Annotated in this window: 10 protein-coding genes; 7 read left to right on the top strand and 3 right to left on the bottom strand. The window is 58.0% G+C overall.

The features are described 5' to 3' along the window. The first annotated feature begins 7 nt into the window (after positions 1–7). The 5 genes from AACY02_RS18250 (at position 8) to AACY02_RS18230 (ending at position 7,604) form a co-directional block, all read left to right on the top strand. Positions 8–1,582: an ABC transporter ATP-binding protein gene (locus AACY02_RS18250; RefSeq protein WP_339433148.1), complete on the top strand. Its 1,575-nt coding sequence runs from the start codon at positions 8–10 to the stop codon at positions 1,580–1,582. A 168-nt stretch (positions 1,583–1,750) separates the two neighbouring features. Then, positions 1,751–3,166, top strand: coding sequence for a sigma-54 interaction domain-containing protein (locus tag AACY02_RS18245; RefSeq protein WP_339433147.1), 1,416 nt, complete (start codon positions 1,751–1,753; stop codon positions 3,164–3,166). Positions 3,167–3,442: 276 nt separating this feature from the next. Then, positions 3,443–4,834, top strand: coding sequence for a GntP family permease (locus tag AACY02_RS18240; RefSeq protein WP_339433146.1), 1,392 nt, complete (start codon positions 3,443–3,445; stop codon positions 4,832–4,834). Positions 4,835–4,841: 7 nt separating this feature from the next. Next, positions 4,842–5,615: a 3-hydroxybutyrate dehydrogenase gene (hbdH, locus tag AACY02_RS18235; RefSeq protein ID WP_339433145.1), complete on the top strand. Its 774-nt coding sequence runs from the start codon at positions 4,842–4,844 to the stop codon at positions 5,613–5,615. 33 nt (positions 5,616–5,648) lie between these two features. Then, positions 5,649–7,604, top strand: coding sequence for an acetoacetate--CoA ligase (locus tag AACY02_RS18230; RefSeq protein WP_339433144.1), 1,956 nt, complete (start codon positions 5,649–5,651; stop codon positions 7,602–7,604). On the opposite strand, the gene AACY02_RS18225 is transcribed toward AACY02_RS18230, so the two are convergent. Then, the gene (locus AACY02_RS18225; protein WP_339433143.1) at positions 7,601–11,476 is read right to left on the bottom strand and encodes a hypothetical protein; all 3,876 of its coding nucleotides are present in this window, start codon (positions 11,474–11,476) and stop codon (positions 7,601–7,603) included. The two genes, AACY02_RS18230 and AACY02_RS18225, sit on opposite strands and share 4 nt — an antisense overlap. A 124-nt stretch (positions 11,477–11,600) precedes the next feature. Then, on the bottom strand, positions 11,601–12,710 hold the full coding sequence (locus tag AACY02_RS18220) for a PilT/PilU family type 4a pilus ATPase (RefSeq protein WP_339433142.1): 1,110 nt from the start codon (positions 12,708–12,710) through the stop codon (positions 11,601–11,603). Positions 12,711–12,838: 128 nt separating this feature from the next. Here AACY02_RS18220 and AACY02_RS18215 point away from each other — a divergent pair, with 128 nt between their 5' ends. Together AACY02_RS18215 and AACY02_RS18210 are read left to right on the top strand one after the other, a co-directional pair. Further along, positions 12,839–15,376, top strand: a complete 2,538-nt coding sequence (locus tag AACY02_RS18215; protein ID WP_339433141.1) for a PAS domain-containing hybrid sensor histidine kinase/response regulator — start codon at positions 12,839–12,841, stop codon at positions 15,374–15,376. A gap of 51 nt (positions 15,377–15,427) precedes the next feature. After that, positions 15,428–15,703: a peptidylprolyl isomerase gene (locus AACY02_RS18210; RefSeq protein WP_007912322.1), complete on the top strand. Its 276-nt coding sequence runs from the start codon at positions 15,428–15,430 to the stop codon at positions 15,701–15,703. 45 nt (positions 15,704–15,748) lie between these two features. On the opposite strand, the gene AACY02_RS18205 is transcribed toward AACY02_RS18210, so the two are convergent. After that, the gene (locus AACY02_RS18205; RefSeq protein ID WP_339433140.1) at positions 15,749–16,681 is read right to left on the bottom strand and encodes a sugar kinase; all 933 of its coding nucleotides are present in this window, start codon (positions 16,679–16,681) and stop codon (positions 15,749–15,751) included. Positions 16,682–16,692 lie beyond the last annotated feature (11 nt).

The raw sequence follows: 16,692 nt of genomic DNA, 5'->3' as shown, positions 1-16,692 counted from the left end.
CGTGACCATGACTGACAACCTGATTGAAATACGAAACCTCAACGTTGCCTTCCAGGGTCAGACCGTGGTGCGCGACCTGTGTCTGGACATCCGCCCCGGCGAGTGCCTGGCGCTGGTGGGCGAATCGGGCTCGGGCAAATCGGTAACCGCCCATTCGATTCTGCAATTGCTCCCCGATTCCGAGGCGCAAACCACCGGCAGCATTCGCTATCGCGCACAGGAACTGATCGGCGCTGATCCCAAGGTTCTGCGTGAACTGCGGGGCAACCGCATCGCCATGATCTTTCAAGAGCCGATGACCTCGCTCAACCCATTGCACACCATCGAAAAGCAGATTGGCGAAACCCTGCTGCTGCATCGCGGCCTCGGTGGCAAAGCGGCGCAAAAACGCATTCTCGAACTGCTCGCACTGGTGGGCATCCAGAAACCCAAAGAGCGGCTCAAGGCGTATCCGCATCAGTTGTCCGGTGGGCAGCGCCAGCGGGTCATGATCGCCATGGCCCTGGCGTGCGAACCGGAACTGTTGATTGCCGACGAGCCGACCACAGCCCTCGATGTCACCGTGCAGCGCAAAATCCTGCTGTTGCTCAAGTCCCTGCAACACCGCCTCGGGATGTCGCTGCTGCTGATCAGTCACGACCTCAATCTGGTGCGCAGCATTGCTCAGCGCGTCTGCGTAATGAAGGCCGGTGAGATCGTCGAGCAGGCGCCGTGCGAAACCCTGTTCAACGAGCCCAAACACCCTTACAGCTGCGTCCTGCTCAACGCCGAACCCGAAGGTGAAGCACTGCCTAGGGATGAGCGCGAGAATGTGCTGGAAGTCGAAGATTTGCGGGTCGAGTTTGTTGTCGGTGGCGGGCTGTTTCAGCGCAAACAGTATCTGCGTGCGGTAGACGGCATCAGCCTGAACATCCAGCGCGGCAAGACGCTGGGGATCGTCGGCGAGTCCGGATCGGGCAAGTCGACGCTGGGTCAGGCCATCCTGCGTCTGCTCGACTCCAAGGGCAGCATCCGCTTCCAGGGCGAAGCACTCGACAGCCTCAATCAGAAGCAGCTACGACCCTGGCGTCGGCAGATGCAGGTGGTGTTTCAGGATCCGTTCGGCAGCCTCAGCCCGCGAATGTCGGTGGCACAGATCATCAGCGAAGGCCTGGAGGTGCATCGCGATTCCACCGCCGATGAATGCGACGAGCAAGTGATCCGCGTGCTCAAGGAGGTCGGCCTCGATCCGCAGAGCCGACATCGCTATCCCCACGAGTTTTCCGGCGGGCAACGCCAACGCATCGCCATCGCCCGCGCACTGGTGCTGAAACCGGCGCTGATCCTGCTGGATGAACCGACTTCGGCACTGGACCGTACGGTGCAGAAACAAGTGGTCGCCCTGCTCCGCGATCTTCAGGAAAAGTACGGGCTCACTTATCTGTTCATCAGCCACGACCTGGCGGTGGTCCGCGCCTTGGCCCACGACATGATTGTGGTCAAGGACGGCAAAGTGGTCGAGCGCGGCGCCAGTCATGAGGTGTTTGATTCGCCGCAGCATCCGTACACCCAAGAGTTGTTGGCGGCGGCGCATTCGAGGTAGGCATAATCGGCGCACGACTTGAAACCGTTTCTAGAACATCGCTGGCAGGCCAGCGCCCACAGAGTCTTCTGTTGTAGACATAATTTGTGAACGCCCGTGAAACCTGTGGGTGCGGGCTGCCCGCGAAAGGGCCGGTACTGGCAACACACAATCAGGATCAGTCTGCACATGAACACCACCGAAAGCCTCAAGGACTACCAACGGGTTCGCACCCTGGCGATCCGCTCGCTGTTCGAAATCATCGAGCAATCGAGCGAAGGCACGGTAATTGTCGACCGCGATGCCAACATCGTCTGGATGAACGAGCGTTACGCCCGGCGGTTTGGCCTGGAGTCCGCCGCAGGCGCGATCGGCAAGCCTTGTGAAAGTGTGATCCCCAGCAGCCTCTTGCGTGAGGTGGTGCGCACCGGACGGCCGATTTTGCTCGACATGCAAGACACGCCAAAAGAACCGTTGGTGGTAATGCGTCTGCCGATTCACGACGACGCCGGCACAGTCATCGGCGCGATAGGCTTCGCCCTGTTCGATGAGTTGCGCACACTGTCCCCGATGCTCAAGCGCTACCTGAGCATGCAGGAAGAACTCGCCTCGACCCGCTCACTGCTGCGCGCACGTCAGACCAAATACAACTTTGCCCACTTCATCGGCACCAGTGCGGCCAGCCTCGAAGTCAAACGCCGTGCGCGGCGCAGCGCCAGTGCTGATTCGCCCGTCCTGCTGCTCGGTGAAACCGGCACCGGCAAGGAGCTGCTGGCTCAGGCGATTCACAGTGCCTCGCCCCGGGCGCACAAAGCTTTCGTCAGCATCAACAGCGCGGCGATTCCGGAGGCGCTGCTCGAAGCCGAGTTTTTCGGTACCGCCCCTGGCGCATTCACAGGCGCCGACCGTAAGGGCCGCACCGGCAAGCTGCAGATTGCTCAGGGGGGCACGTTGTTCCTCGACGAAATCGGCGACATGCCGCTGCCGCTGCAAAGCAAATTGCTGCGGGTGTTGCAGGAAAAGGAATTCGAACCTGTAGGCTCCAACGAAGTTATCCAGAGCGATGTGCGGGTGATCGCGGCGACCTCCACCGACCTGCAAGCAGCGATCAAGCGCGGCGAGTTTCGCGCTGACTTGTATTACCGCCTCAACGTGCTGCCGATCCAGGTGCCGCCGCTGCGTGAACGACTCGACGATTTGCCCGCGCTCAGCGAAGCCATTCTCGAAGAGCTGCGCAGTCAGCATGAACTGCACCGTGAAGCGTTGGCATTACTGGGGCAACATGCCTGGCCGGGCAATATTCGCGAGTTGCGCAATGTGCTGGAGCGGGCGGCGTTGCTCAGTGATGACTTGATGCTGACGCAGAGTGACATTCGTGCGGCTGTCGGCACGTTTACTCCGGTTGAACGTGCGACGACGCCGACGGTTGAAGCGCTGACCGAGGAGACATTCGCTCAGGCGCGAGAACGGTTTGACCGACAGTTGATTCAATCTGCCCTGGCGCAATGCGCGGGGAAGGTGCCGGAGGCAGCGGCTCGGCTGGGGCTCGGGCGGTCGACGCTGTACAAGAAAATGCTGGCGCTGGGGATCACAGAGTCTCAATAAAGAGACTTAACTCTCTGAAGAAAGACAAAATTCAAAGCACCGCTGGCAACCCAGTTCCCACAGGCTGATCACTGCGTCTGCAGGAGCAGACTTGCCAGTGAAGACACCCGCACACCCCATAAAAATCTCAAAACATAGACTAGATATTGTTTCCACCCTTCTGAAAACTCATTAAACCCATACATTTCAATACGTTACAAACCTGGCACAAAACTCGCTATAGCCTCTCCCACACCCGTTTCACCCACAAAAATAACAATTCTGGAGAGACACACCATGAGTGTGATCATTGCCTTGGCAGCCCTCGCGTTGCTGATGCTGGCGGCCTACCGCGGCTACAGCGTTATTCTTTTTGCCCCGATTGCCGCCCTCGGCGCAGTCCTTCTCACCGACCCCTCCGCCGTAGCGCCTGCGTTTACCGGGGTGTTTATGGAAAAAATGGTCGGTTTCATCAAGTTGTACTTCCCCGTTTTTCTGCTCGGTGCCGTGTTCGGCAAGTTGATCGAGTTGTCGGGGTTCTCGCGATCGATCGTCGCGGCCGCCATTCGCCTGCTAGGCACCCAGCAGGCCATGCTGGTGATCGTGCTGGTCTGCGCACTGCTCACCTACGGCGGCGTTTCGTTGTTCGTGGTGGTGTTTGCGGTTTATCCGTTTGCGGCGGAGATGTTCCGCCAGAGCAATATTCCCAAACGCCTGATCCCGGCGACCATCGCCCTTGGTGCATTCTCGTTCACCATGGACGCCCTGCCCGGCACGCCGCAAATCCAGAACATCATCCCCAGCACCTTTTTCAACACCACCGCATGGGCGGCGCCGTGGCTGGGTTTGGTCGGCACGATCTTCGTGTTCTGCGCTGGCATGCTGTTCCTGCAGCGCCAACGCAACAAGGCCCAGCGTGCAGGTGAAGGTTACGGCACGGCGTTGCGCAATGAGCCGGAAACGGCTGAAGACCTCAAGCTGCCCAACCCGTGGATTGCGCTGTCACCGTTGCTGGCGGTGGGCATCATGAACCTGCTGTTCACTCAGTGGATTCCGCAGTGGTACGGCAAGACCCACAGCCTCGCGCTACCGGGCATGGCCACGCCCGTCACCACCGAAATTGCCAAACTGACAGCGATCTGGGCAGTCCAGGCGGCGTTGCTGATCGGTATCGTGATGGTGCTGGTATTCGGGTTCAAGGCGATTCGCAGCAAGTTGGCCGAAGGCAGCAAAAGCGCGGTCAGCGGCGCGTTACTCGCTGCGATGAACACCGCTTCCGAATACGGTTTTGGTGCGGTGATCGCTTCGTTGCCGGGCTTTCTGGTGCTGGCCGACTGGCTCAAGCAGATCCCCAATCCGCTGGTCAACGAAGCCATCACCGTCACCCTGCTGGCGGGTATTACCGGCTCCGCGTCGGGCGGCATGAGCATTGCGCTGGCGGCGATGTCCGAGCAGTTCATCAGCGCCGCGCACGCAGCGAATATTCCACTGGAAGTGCTGCACCGCGTGGCCGCCATGGCCAGCGGCGGCATGGACACCCTGCCGCACAACGGTGCGGTGATCACGCTGTTGGCCGTGACGGGCCTGACGCACCGTGAAGCCTATAAAGACATTTTCTGTATTACGCTGATCAAGACCCTGGCGGTTTTCGTAGTGATCGGCACTTTCTACGCCACTGGCATTGTGTGAGGTATTCATGACGACTCTTACGGGCAAGACCGCACTGGTGACCGGTTCCACCAGCGGCATCGGTCTGGGCATCGCGCTGAGCCTGGCCAAGGCTGGCGCCAACCTGATCCTCAACGGTTTCGGTGATGCCTCCACAGTCATCGCCGAAGTCGGCCAATTCGGCGGCAAGGTCGGCCATCATCCGGCCGATGTCAGCGACCCGGCACAGATTGCCGACATGATCGCCTACGCCGAGCGCGAATTCGGTGGCGTCGACATTCTGGTCAACAACGCCGGCATCCAGCATGTCGCTGCCGTGGAAGAATTCCCGATCGAGCGCTGGGACTCGATCATTGCGATCAACCTGTCTTCGGTGTTTCACAGCACTCGCCTGAGCTTGCCGGGCATGCGTGCCAAAGATTGGGGGCGCATCATCAACATCGCGTCCGTACATGGCCAGGTCGGGTCCACCGGCAAGGCTGCCTATGTGGCGGCCAAGCACGGGGTGATCGGCCTGACCAAAGTGGTGGGCCTGGAAACCGCGACCAGCAATGTCACCTGCAACGCCATCTGCCCGGGCTGGGTGTTGACGCCACTAGTGCAAAAGCAAATTGATGACCGCGCGGCCAAAGGCGTTGACCCACAGCAGGCGCAGCATGATTTGCTGGCCGAGAAGCAGCCATCGCTGGAGTTCGTCACGCCCCAGCATTTGGGTGAATTGGTATTGTTCCTGTGCAGCGAGGCTGGCAGCCAGGTGCGCGGCGCGGCGTGGAATATTGATGGTGGGTGGTTGGCGCAATAAGCCGCGATACCTTCAGAAAACAAGAGGCACACAATGTCCGACATCCTCTGGCAACCCGACGCCAAACGTATCGCCGATTCGCGCATGGACGCGTTCCGGCGTTTCGCCAATCAGCGCCATTCGCTGAACCTGGACGACTACCCGGCCCTGCACCAATGGAGCATCGATCAGCGCGAAGCATTCTGGCAGGCCATCGTCGATTTCTTCGATATCCACTTTCATGACCAGCCCGATGCCGTGCTGCGCGAAGGTGCGCAAATGCCCAGCGCCGAGTGGTTCCCGGGCGCCACCCTGAACTTCGCCGAACACCTGTTGCGTCGCCGCGATGATGCCGTGGCAGTCGTCGCGGTGGCGGAAAACGGTCAACGTGAACAGTTGACCTGGGCCGAACTGGCCCAACACGTCGCCGGATTTCAAGCCAGCCTGCAAGCGGCGGGCGTCGGCCTCGGCGACCGGGTCGCCGCGTGCATGCCCAACACTTGGCAGACGCTGATTGCGATGCTGGCCACCACCAGCCTCGGGGCGATCTGGTCGTGCTCTTCACCAGACTTCGGCACCCACGGGGTCATTGACCGCTTCGGCCAGATCGAACCGAAAGTGCTGCTCACCTGCGCGGGCTATCGCTATGCCGGCAAAGCGATCGACCAGACCGACAAAATCAACGGGATACTCGGCCAACTGCCCACATTGAGGCAGTTGATTATCGTGCCTTATGCCCGGCCGCAAGCCCGCGTCGAGTCTTACCGGACGCAGGCTGAAGTGACCCTGTGGGATGACTTTTATCAAATCGGTGGCGAACCGGATTTTGTCCCGGTGCCCTTCCATCATCCGCTTTACGTGCTGTATTCCAGCGGCACCACCGGTGTGCCGAAATGTATTGTCCACAGCACTGGCGGCGTGCTGATACAACACGTCAAGGAACACGCTCTGCATTGTGATCTTGGCCCCGGGGATCGGCTGTTTTACTACACAACGTGCGGCTGGATGATGTGGAACTGGCTGGTATCGGCGCTCGCCGTTGGCAGCGCCGTGGTGCTCTATGACGGTTCACCGTTTCATCCGGACAATCAACGTTTGCTGAGCCTGCTCGACGAAGAACGTATCAGCGTGTTCGGCACCAGCCCCAAGTTCCTTGCGACCCTTGAAAGCAGCGGCGCAAAACCCCGCGAAAGTCATGATCTGGGTAGCCTGAAGATGCTGCTTTGCACAGGTTCGGCGCTATCGCCACAAAGCTACGATTTCGTTTACCGCGACTTCAAACCTGACGTGTGCCTGGCGTCGATGTCTGGTGGCACCGATATCGTCTCGTGCTTCGTCAATGGCAATCCAATGTCGGCGGTGCGTCGTGGCGAAATCATGGGCAAGAGCCTGGGCATGGCCGTTGAAGTCTGGAATGACGTCGGCCAGCCAGTGATTGGCGAAAAAGGTGAACTGGTCTGCACCCGGCATTTCCCGGCCATGCCGATCGGTCTGTGGAATGACAGGGACGGAACAAAACTGCACCAATCGTATTTCAGCCAGTTTCCCGGTGTCTGGGCACAGGGCGATTACGCCGAACAACGGCATCACGGTGCAATGCTGATCCATGGCCGCTCCGACGCAGTACTCAATCCGGGAGGGGTGCGCATCGGCACGGCGGAGATCTATCGACAGGTCGAGAAAATCGCCGAGGTGCTCGACAGCGTCGCCATCGGTCAGCTGTGGCGCGATGACGTGCGGGTGGTGCTGTTTGTCAGCTTGCGTGAAGGGCTGGCACTGGATGAGGCGCTGCAGCAGCGCATTCGTCAGATGATCCGCGCCAACACCACACCCAGGCATGTGCCGGCGAAGATCGTTGCGGTCACGGACATTCCACGCACCATCAGCGGCAAGATTGTGGAGCTGGCCGTGCGCGAGGTGGTACATGGGCGGCCGGTGAAAAACACCGATGCACTGGCCAATCCCGAAGCACTGGAGCAGTTTCGGGATCGGCCTGAGCTGGAGACCTAGTTAAAGATATTCGAACCCGATTGCGACACCGGTCTGCTCCAGCCTTCTTCCAGGGGCGGATCAGTTAAATCGTGTGTAGTGGCGACGTTCAGCCTGATCAATACAGGGCCGACAACGGTGCTACCTTCATTTTTCTCAACGGCTTCGCGCAGTACTTTCAGATTGCTTTCGAAGGTCGCTTTATCGATGCTCATCTGACCAAGAAGCGAAGTGAGTACCGCCAGGGAATCAGCGTTTTCAAAGGCCATGGCACTTGGGTGCAAGAGGCTGTCGGAATCTGCAACCGGCAGTCGCCCCAAGGCAAGATTGAGCAGTGCAGTCACGTCCAGCTGCTGCCCCGCCCTGGCAGCGTCAGCGACCTCCTGGGCATAGCCAACATCATGGTTCTGTGCGACGCCATGAAATAGCTCGTGGATCACATCATCCGCCACGACGTCATGGTTCATGCCTTTATCGATAAACTGTCGATTGATATTTGGCGTATTGATATGGATGAACGCAATCGGGTTCTCCCCACCGGTACGTTTCCATTGCTTGTAAGCCTGCGGATCGAACTCAGCGATATCGTTCGTCTGCTTGAGCGGGTCGAGAACAAAGTTGCTGATGGAAACGCCGGCAAAATCAGCCCTGATCGCCCGCAGATAATCCAACACACGATTCGCCGCATCGCCGGACGTTTTGCCCATCAATATCTTTATCAGGGCATCACGCTCAGTTCGATAATCATGGTTCATCAACACACTGATCGCACTTTCTATTTTTACCCGCGCCCGCGGCAGGCTTTGCTCGAGGAAGAGTCGCGTGTAACTGACAGGCAGCGTTCGATTGATGCGTGGTAACTGAATCCTGGCAGTCACGTTGAAGTTATCCAAGGCTGGCCCCCAAGGCTTGCCCAGTCGATCCAGTGCATACCACTTGTAGTTATTGCGCGCCGCCAGGCACGTGAGCGTGTCGGCGACCGAAGCATTCGGCCGCCATGTTCCCTGGGCTGCCGAGGCGTTATCGACTGAGCGGATCAGATTCTTGCCTTTACTACTGCCATGCATAGTGCCCAATTGAGATTTGGCCAGTCCCAGAAGTTCCAGCGTGGGCTTGCTGAATCGCAGCAAACCCTTGTGAACGAGTTTACTGACGCCATATATAGCCGTTGGCACTCCATCGACCGGATTGAAAGCAGATACGGAGGTCGCCACCACGAGTTTTGTCACCCGCGCAGCTTTGCTGGCCGCAGAGATTGCCTTGGCGGAAATACTCAAAGCCTTGACCCCGGCACCGTAGAATGCGCCTCCCAATGCAATGACATCCATGAGGCAACCATAGACGCCATCGACGACTTTGTTGTGCTCACCACTTGAAATGTCCTCGATGCACTTTTTGAAAGGCACGGCCAGATCAACAAAATACGTGGCGATTTTCTCGCCTTTGGCCCGCTCCCTTTCCAGTTCCGTTGGCTCTGCAGCCGCCGCCACCAGTTCGTCAAAGCTGATGATCGGATGATGACTGACGATGAACTCGGCAAGGCGCACAAGTTGTGGATGGCTGAAGTTTCTGTAAACACTGCGCTCCAGCTTTACCGATGTGGAATCGGCATGGAGCACGCCAAGCTTTTCCGCAACTGCTTGACCAGAGCCCGAAACGAATTCCGAACTGTCGCCATACAGGTACTTGGAAAAATCAATATTAAAGGACGATTTGGCGATAGGGTCATCGTGCGCCTTCAGATCACCGTTGAAATCAATCCTGGCGGGTTGCTGAAACAAGCCTTTCTTGACCAGTTCATTACCCAGTTGATTGTTTTTGATCAGTTCGCCTCGCAGAGTGAACAGCTCATAAGAGGTAAGCTCAGCGCCATTTTTCACGCACATCAATAGCCCGAAGCGTCCGGTAGCGGCATCCTTGCCTTGTCGTGTTTCGTAATTCACTTCATAGGTAAGCGGCCCGGCAATACGATGCGAGGAGGTTTCAATCGCGTTGTCGCGGAACGTAAAGAAAGTGACGGTGCCTTGCAAAAACGCCTGCAGATCTGCATGAGGCATGTTGGAAAGCGCCAGTTTCACCGTAGCGATCAACGAGCGATTGAGGTTTGTCTCAAAGACCCGTAATTGGCGATGAAACTCTTGGTCATTGGGGCGCAGGCGACGCAGTCGGGGAAACTCTTCGTGGATACTCGCAACCGAAGGGTCATGTTGTTTTGGCCGCTGGTAATTGGTCACGCCACCGTGCAAGGAAGGAATATTGGAATAGACATTATCCGGGAAGATTTGCGGCCGATCCCACTCCCCTCCGGACAGATCGCCAGACATATGCAAATCGATCATGCAAGCAGCCGTCGGAGACGACCCAAGGCCCGGATGCTGGTGAAGTACTTTATCTTCCAGAAAATCACACAGCGGCGCCGCATCTTCCAGCGCCTGCTTTGCGATCAAGCGCCTGTCCGGCAGACGCCCATTACGCGGTACGAAATGGTCCGCATACCCCTGAAAGGCAGACAGTGCGCGCTCTGTGGTTTCTTTTCCGTTGCTCGCCAATTCAGACGATGTCACCACTTCATTGATCAATGCCCAATCGACCATCGGACCGATCATGGCCAGGTCACGCAGATGCACCTGGGCTTCAGTTAAGGGCTCCAGATCGGCATAAGCGACGATTTGTTCATAACTCAGCACACGTGAGGCGCCCTTGCGTACTGATTCGGCCAGTACCACGGCGCGGCAATAACTCATCCAGTCTACTGAACCCAACAGTAACGAAGACGGAATACCCTTGACCAGGAACTCAGGAGCAATACCCGCCAACAACAAGTGTGCGGCCACTGGCGCCAAATCGATTGATGCCATTTGCTTGGTCACCAGAAGGCTCTGCAATTCCTGGCATATGGTTTTGGAATCGCGTCCGACATTGCTCGGTGCGTAAAGCTCAAGGCCGGCAATCGACTTGCAGACAGCGCTGCCGCCAATTGATGGATCGACATCTAACAAAAGTGCGGTCACCAATAACCGGGCGAGACCGGAATTTGAGGGTGTGTCTCCCGGCTGAGAACCAAACCACTGCAGTTTTTGCAGATAAGCCGTGGCCAGATCGCGCGCAAAGGTGTGGCTCAGTACACGGCCAACCCACCCGGCGACGTTCTCTTCGGTGACGGCGGTTTGTCCAGTATTGCGGTGCAGGACATCCAACAGTTTTTTACCTGCACCCACCAATTGTGCAGTCACCAGACGTATGGCGCGACATTGCTCGGCAGACAGGACAATCAGCGAATGATCTTCAGCATCCAACTGTGTCCAGAAATTGCCGAGCACATCCACTTTCGGATTGAATTCAAAATAACCGATCAGGTTCTTCGTTTGCGCCAACGTTTGCGGAACAGGCAGCCCGTGAAACTTGAGCCATTGATCGATATCGACATAATCGACGTCATAGATATACCCGCCAGCCTGTTTGGCAATATCACCAACGACCAGAACATTTTTATATAAATAAGTGAGCTGAGGAATATTATCAAGATCCACTTCATGCCATTTTTCAGTTTCCTTGCGAAAGACTTCAACTCCACCTTTTTCATTTACCCTGACCAACGCCATATTCAATGCGCGATGGCGACGCAACTCACTCATGATCCGGTCGTTGTTGGCCAACTTGCTCCAGAACACGCGCCCGGGGTTGAACACCTCATAAAAAGACGAGCCTGCCCGCACCTCAACGGTATAACCCTGCCAGCTATAAACCGGATCAACCCCTTGCTCTTTGACTCCATCGCGCAACTGGGCAAGTACGAGCTCTCGCTCTTCAGCATCAAACGCCTTTCGACGCTGATGCTCCTGACAAAAAACGCCATAAGACTTGAACAACTTTCCTGCAACCTCAGATGACATCACAATTTCCTTATCAATATTTATGCGCTCTAGTTGCGCCTGAAAAGTTGACCCCATTCGCAACTAGATAAGCCATCAGATATTTATAAGCCAATATGTAAGCCACAAAAAAACCAACACCCAACTACTCCAACAACCCCCAATCATCATGCCCTTCTTCCCGATGACTAACACTGTCCATTTGCAACTTAATCTTCAACCTCAAATTAGTTACAGAGTCAGCATGTTTCAACGCCTCTTCTTCGCTGAGCACTTGTTCTTCAAACAGACTGAACAATGACTGATCAAATGTCTGCATGCCCACAGCCCCAGACTTTTCCACGATCATTTTAAGTTCACCTAATTCATTGCGGCCTATCAGATCGCTAATAGTCGGCGTTCCCAACATTACTTCCACAGCAGCCCTCCTCTGCCCGTCAACCGTGCGCACAAGTCGTTGTGAGATACACGCTCTCAAGTTAACGCCTAACGTCTGCAACAACGGCGACCGCCGCTCCTCCGGGAACATATTGATAATCCGGTCCAACGCCTGGTTGGCGTTATTGGCGTGCAAGGTGGACAGCACCAGATGCCCGGTCTCGGCGAACGCCAATGCATGTTCCATGGTTTCACGGTCGCGAATTTCGCCGATCAGCACCACGTCCGGCGCCTGACGCAGAGTATTTTTCAAAGCGACATGAAAACTGCGGGTGTCGACGCCGACTTCACGCTGGTTGATGATCGAACGCTGATGACGGTGGATGTATTCGATCGGGTCTTCGATGGTGATGATATGCCCGCTGCTGTGGCGGTTACGGTGATCGATGAGCGCTGCCAGTGACGTTGATTTTCCCGAATCGGTGGCGCCGACGAACAAGATCAGCCCCTGTTTGAGCATCACGGTTTCGAGCAATACCGGCGGCAGTTTCAAGTCCTCGAAACGCGGAATGTCGAGCTTGACGTTACGGATCACAATCGACACATCGTTGCGCTGTTTAAAAATGTTTACGCGAAAGCGTCCGACACCGGTTCGAGAAATTGCCAGGTTCATTTCCAGATCCCGATCGAACTCCCGGCGCTGCTCGGCGTCCATCACCGAGTTGGCGATTGAGGCTATCTCACCGGGCTTGAAGCGTTGTTCGCTCAACGGCGTCAGCACCCCGTCGAATCGCGCACTCGGTGGTGCGCCTGTTGACAGAAACAGGTCCGAGCCGTGACGGTCCGCCAGTTGTTTGAGCAGTGCATCGATTTCCATGGCAAAAAGCACCCGCGAAGCTTTCAATGAACAGAGAGGCCCGGTGCCGTGACGCGACGGGCCAAATGGCGTCTACCGAACTAGGATAGTAGACGCCGCCTCACCGACCGACGCTCAGGATTGATGTAATGAACGCTGTACCCACCACCGATGACGCCCAGGCACTGATCGCCCGTACCGACTGGAGCCAAAGCCCGCTGGGCGCCTCCGGTACCTGGCCGCAGAGCCTGCGCACGGCAGTGGACATCGTGATTCACTCGCCGATGCCGATGTTGCTGTTGTGGGGGCCGGAGCTGACGCAGATCTATAACAACGGCTTTGCCCTGCTTGCCGGGAGCAAGCATCCGAGCGCTTTCGGACAGCCTGCCCACCAGATATGGCCGGAACTTCGAGACTTCACTGACCCGATTTACAGCGCCGTCCTACAAGGCCAGGTGCGCACCTATAGCGAACGACGCTTCACCCTGCAACACGACGGCAAGGATTCCGATTTCTGGCTCGACCTGACTTACAGTCCGATCCGCGATGAAAGCGCAAACGTGGCGGGAATTCTGGTCACGGCGATTGAAACCAACGAGCGGCGGCGTATTGCTCTGGAACTGCAACGGCGCTCCGACGAAAGCCTCAAAGCCCAACGTGAAACTGAAGAGCGCCTGCAACTGGCGCTCGCCGCAACCGATGCGGTGGGCACCTGGGACTGGGACATCGGCGAAGACCGCTTTATTGCCGACGCGCATTTTGCTCAATTGCACGGCATCGATCCCGCCCTGTCGGGGCAGTTGCCAATCACCGAGTACCTGCAAGGCGTGCATCCCGAGGATCGGGCAATGGTCGCGCGCAGCATCAAGCACTGCATCACCCACGGCACCGAATACGCCGAGGAATATCGTCTGCTGCAACCTGGCGGACAACTGCGCTGGGTGTTTGCTCGCGGGCGCTGCTACAAGGATCACCATGACCGGCCGGTACGCTTCCTCGGCGCCGCGCTCGATCTGACCGAGCGTAAACACACCGAACAAGCGTTGCGTCAAAGCCAGACCGAGTTGCAGTTGATCATTAACGCCATGCCGATCCTGATCAGCTATGTCGACCACGAAGAACGTTTTCGCCTGAACAACGCGGCGTATCTTGACTGGTACGGCCAGACGCCGCAGGAGCTCTATGGCCGCACGATTCGTGAAGTGATAGGTGAAGAGGCGTATTTCCTGCGCCTACCGTATATCGCCGAAGCGCTGGCGGGCCGGCCTTGCTCATTCAGCCTCTACACGCCGCACCGCGACGGCAGCAACCGCCATGCCCTGATGAACTACTTGCCGCGCCTGGGCGCAGAGGGTGCGGTCAATGGTTTCTACATCTTTGTGATCGACGAGTCCGAGCGCAAAAAAACCGAGGAGGCCCTGCGCAACCTCAACGAAACCCTGGAGGAGCGCGTCAGCGCCCGCACCGAGCAACTGGCTCAGGCCAATCAGCGGCTGCAGAACGAGATGTTCGAACGCGAGCGCGCCGAAGACGCGCTGCGCCATGCACAGAAGATGGAAGCGGTCGGGCAGCTCACCGGCGGCATCGCCCATGACTTCAACAATATGCTCACCGGGATCATTGGCAGCCTCGACCTGATGCAGCGCTATATCGCCAACGGCCGGACCGATGAGATCGGGCGCTTCACCGACGCCGCGGTGTCGTCCGCCAACCGTGCGGCGGCGCTGACCCACCGTTTGCTGGCGTTTTCGCGGCGACAATCGCTGGATCGCAAGACGCTGAACGTCAACACGCTGATCCATTCACTGGAAGATCTGATCCGCCGTACCAAGGGCGATCCGATCGAACTGACATTGCGCCTGGCCGATCAGGTGTGGCCGGTCAGCACCGACGTCAGCCAACTGGAAAACGCCCTGCTCAATCTGGTGATCAACGCCCGGGACGCCATGCCTCATGGGGGTGAGTTACTGATCGAGACGGCCAACGTCTATCTCGACGGCAGCGATATCACGACGCTTGAGCCAGTCAAGGCTGGCGATTACCTGATGCTGGCGGTCAGCGATAACGGTACCGGCATGACGCCTTCGGTGCGATCGAAAGCGTTCGATCCGTTTTTTACCACCAAACCCATCGGCCAGGGCACCGGCCTGGGCTTGTCGATGATCTATGGTTTTGCCCAGCAATCGGGCGGGCATGTCAGCCTCGACAGCTTGCCGGGCCAGGGCACTTGCGTACGTTTGTACTTGCCGCGCCTGCATGGCGTTGAGCCTGAGCACCCGGCTATGGAGCCGATTGAGCAGACCCCGAGCACCGTCACCGGGGAAACCGTGGTGGTGGTCGAAGACGATCCGGCGGTGCGCATGCTAGTGCTCGATCTGCTCAACGAGTTGGGCTACAACGCCCTCGAAGCAGAAGACGCGAAGACCGCCCTGCCCTTGCTGGAATCCGGCGTGCGGGTGGATTTGCTGGTCACCGACGTTGGCCTGCCGGGCATGAACGGCCGGCAATTGGCGGAAATCGCCCGGCAGCAGCACCCACGACTCAAGGTGCTGTTCATGACCGGTTATGCGCAGAAAGCCGCCGAGCGTCAGGGTTTTCTGGAGGACGGCATGGACATGGTGGCCAAACCGTTTTCCATTGAGCTTCTGGCCAGCAAGATCCGCACGATGCTCAGCCAAACGCCTTGAGTTGAGGCATAATCCGCGGCCCGCCGTCACCCCGTTATCAGGTATCGCAAGATGAAAGCCCAAGCCCGCCACATCCTGGTGAAAACCGCCGAAGAAGCCGAACAGCTCAAACAACGCATTGCCAAGGGTGAAGCGTTTGATGTGCTGGCCAAAAAATTTTCCACCTGCCCGTCCGGCAAGCGCGGCGGTGATCTGGGTGAAGTGCGGCCGGGGCAAATGGTCGGTGCGATCGACGCGGTGATTTTCAAGAAGCCGCTGCGCACGGTCCATGGGCCGATCAAGAGCAAGTTCGGTTATCACCTGGTGCAGGTGTTTTACCGGGACTGAAGGGTCGACTCGCGGACCGACTGCGCAGCAAGCGGCATCCACCGCTTACCTCGGAATCAGCGCCCCAGGCACCTGAATCACCCGACTCGCCAACCGGTGCCCCGCCGCGGCCGCCTCCGTCGGGCTGCCCCCCAGCAAACGACTGGCCAGATACGCCGCACTGAACGAATCCCCCGCCGCCGTGGTGTCCACCACCTTTTCGACCTTTTGCGCCGGCACCTCAAACACCTCACCGTCGCACCGGATCAGACACGCCTGGGCGCCCCGTTTGAGCACCACTTCCGGTGTGCCGATCAGCGCGTAAGCCTCGAACACGGCATCGCCGTCAGCAAAACCAAACAGCGCCTGGTCGTCATCGACCGTCAGCAACGCCAGATCGACATAGGGCAACACGCTGCGATAGGCCGCCCTCGCATCCTCCGACGACGCCCACAGACGGGGCCGGTAGTTGTTATCGAAGACAATCCGCGCATCACGCTGGCGGGCCTCGGACAACACTTCGATCAGTCTTTCCCGGCCCTGCGCACCGAGCACGGCCAGGGTGATGCCGCTGAAATACAGCACGTCGTAATCCGGTAACGCCGCCAGAATCGGTTCGGCGGCCGGGGTGGTGAAGCAATCGCGAACGGCCGCTTCGTTGCGCCAGTAGAGAAAACGCCGTTCGCCGTTGGCGTCGGTCTGGATGCAATACAGGCCGGGCAAACGACCCGGCAGGCGTTGCACGAGATCGAGGCCAATGCCTTCGCTGGTCCAGATCTGGCACATGGCGTCGCTGAAACTGTCATCGCCCAGCGCGGTGACGTAGTCAACCTGAGCCTGATCGCCCAAGGCGCGGGACAGGTACACGGCCGTGTTGAGGGTATCGCCGCCGAAGTTTTGCAGCAGACTGCCGTCGGCGCGTTGCTGAAGTTCGATCATGCACTCGCCAATCAAGGCGATGCGCGGGCGGTGTGGGCCCAAGGGGCTGAGGCTGGTCATTTTGTGGGTCT

The sequence above is a fragment of the Pseudomonas sp. EA_65y_Pfl2_P78 genome, assembly GCF_963970495.1.
GTDB lineage: Bacteria > Pseudomonadota > Gammaproteobacteria > Pseudomonadales > Pseudomonadaceae > Aquipseudomonas > Aquipseudomonas baetica_A.
The sequence above is the reverse complement of the archived record's forward strand: the minus strand, read 5'-3'. Positions and strand labels throughout refer to the sequence as shown.

Excerpts from the sequence above, each read along its gene's own strand:
- AACY02_RS18240 (WP_339433146.1), top strand. The coding sequence starts at position 3,443 with ATGAGTGTGATCATTGCCTTGGCAGCCCTCGCGTTGCTGATGCTGGCG.
- AACY02_RS18205 (WP_339433140.1), bottom strand. The coding sequence starts at position 16,681 with ATGACCAGCCTCAGCCCCTTGGGCCCACACCGCCCGCGCATCGCCTTG.
- hbdH (WP_339433145.1), top strand. The coding sequence starts at position 4,842 with ATGACGACTCTTACGGGCAAGACCGCACTGGTGACCGGTTCCACCAGC.
- AACY02_RS18225 (WP_339433143.1), bottom strand. The coding sequence starts at position 11,476 with ATGTCATCTGAGGTTGCAGGAAAGTTGTTCAAGTCTTATGGCGTTTTT.
- AACY02_RS18215 (WP_339433141.1), top strand. The coding sequence starts at position 12,839 with ATGAACGCTGTACCCACCACCGATGACGCCCAGGCACTGATCGCCCGT.
- AACY02_RS18220 (WP_339433142.1), bottom strand. The coding sequence starts at position 12,710 with ATGGAAATCGATGCACTGCTCAAACAACTGGCGGACCGTCACGGCTCG.
- AACY02_RS18210 (WP_007912322.1), top strand. The coding sequence starts at position 15,428 with ATGAAAGCCCAAGCCCGCCACATCCTGGTGAAAACCGCCGAAGAAGCC.
- AACY02_RS18250 (WP_339433148.1), top strand. The coding sequence starts at position 8 with ATGACTGACAACCTGATTGAAATACGAAACCTCAACGTTGCCTTCCAG.
- AACY02_RS18230 (WP_339433144.1), top strand. The coding sequence starts at position 5,649 with ATGTCCGACATCCTCTGGCAACCCGACGCCAAACGTATCGCCGATTCG.
- AACY02_RS18245 (WP_339433147.1), top strand. The coding sequence starts at position 1,751 with ATGAACACCACCGAAAGCCTCAAGGACTACCAACGGGTTCGCACCCTG.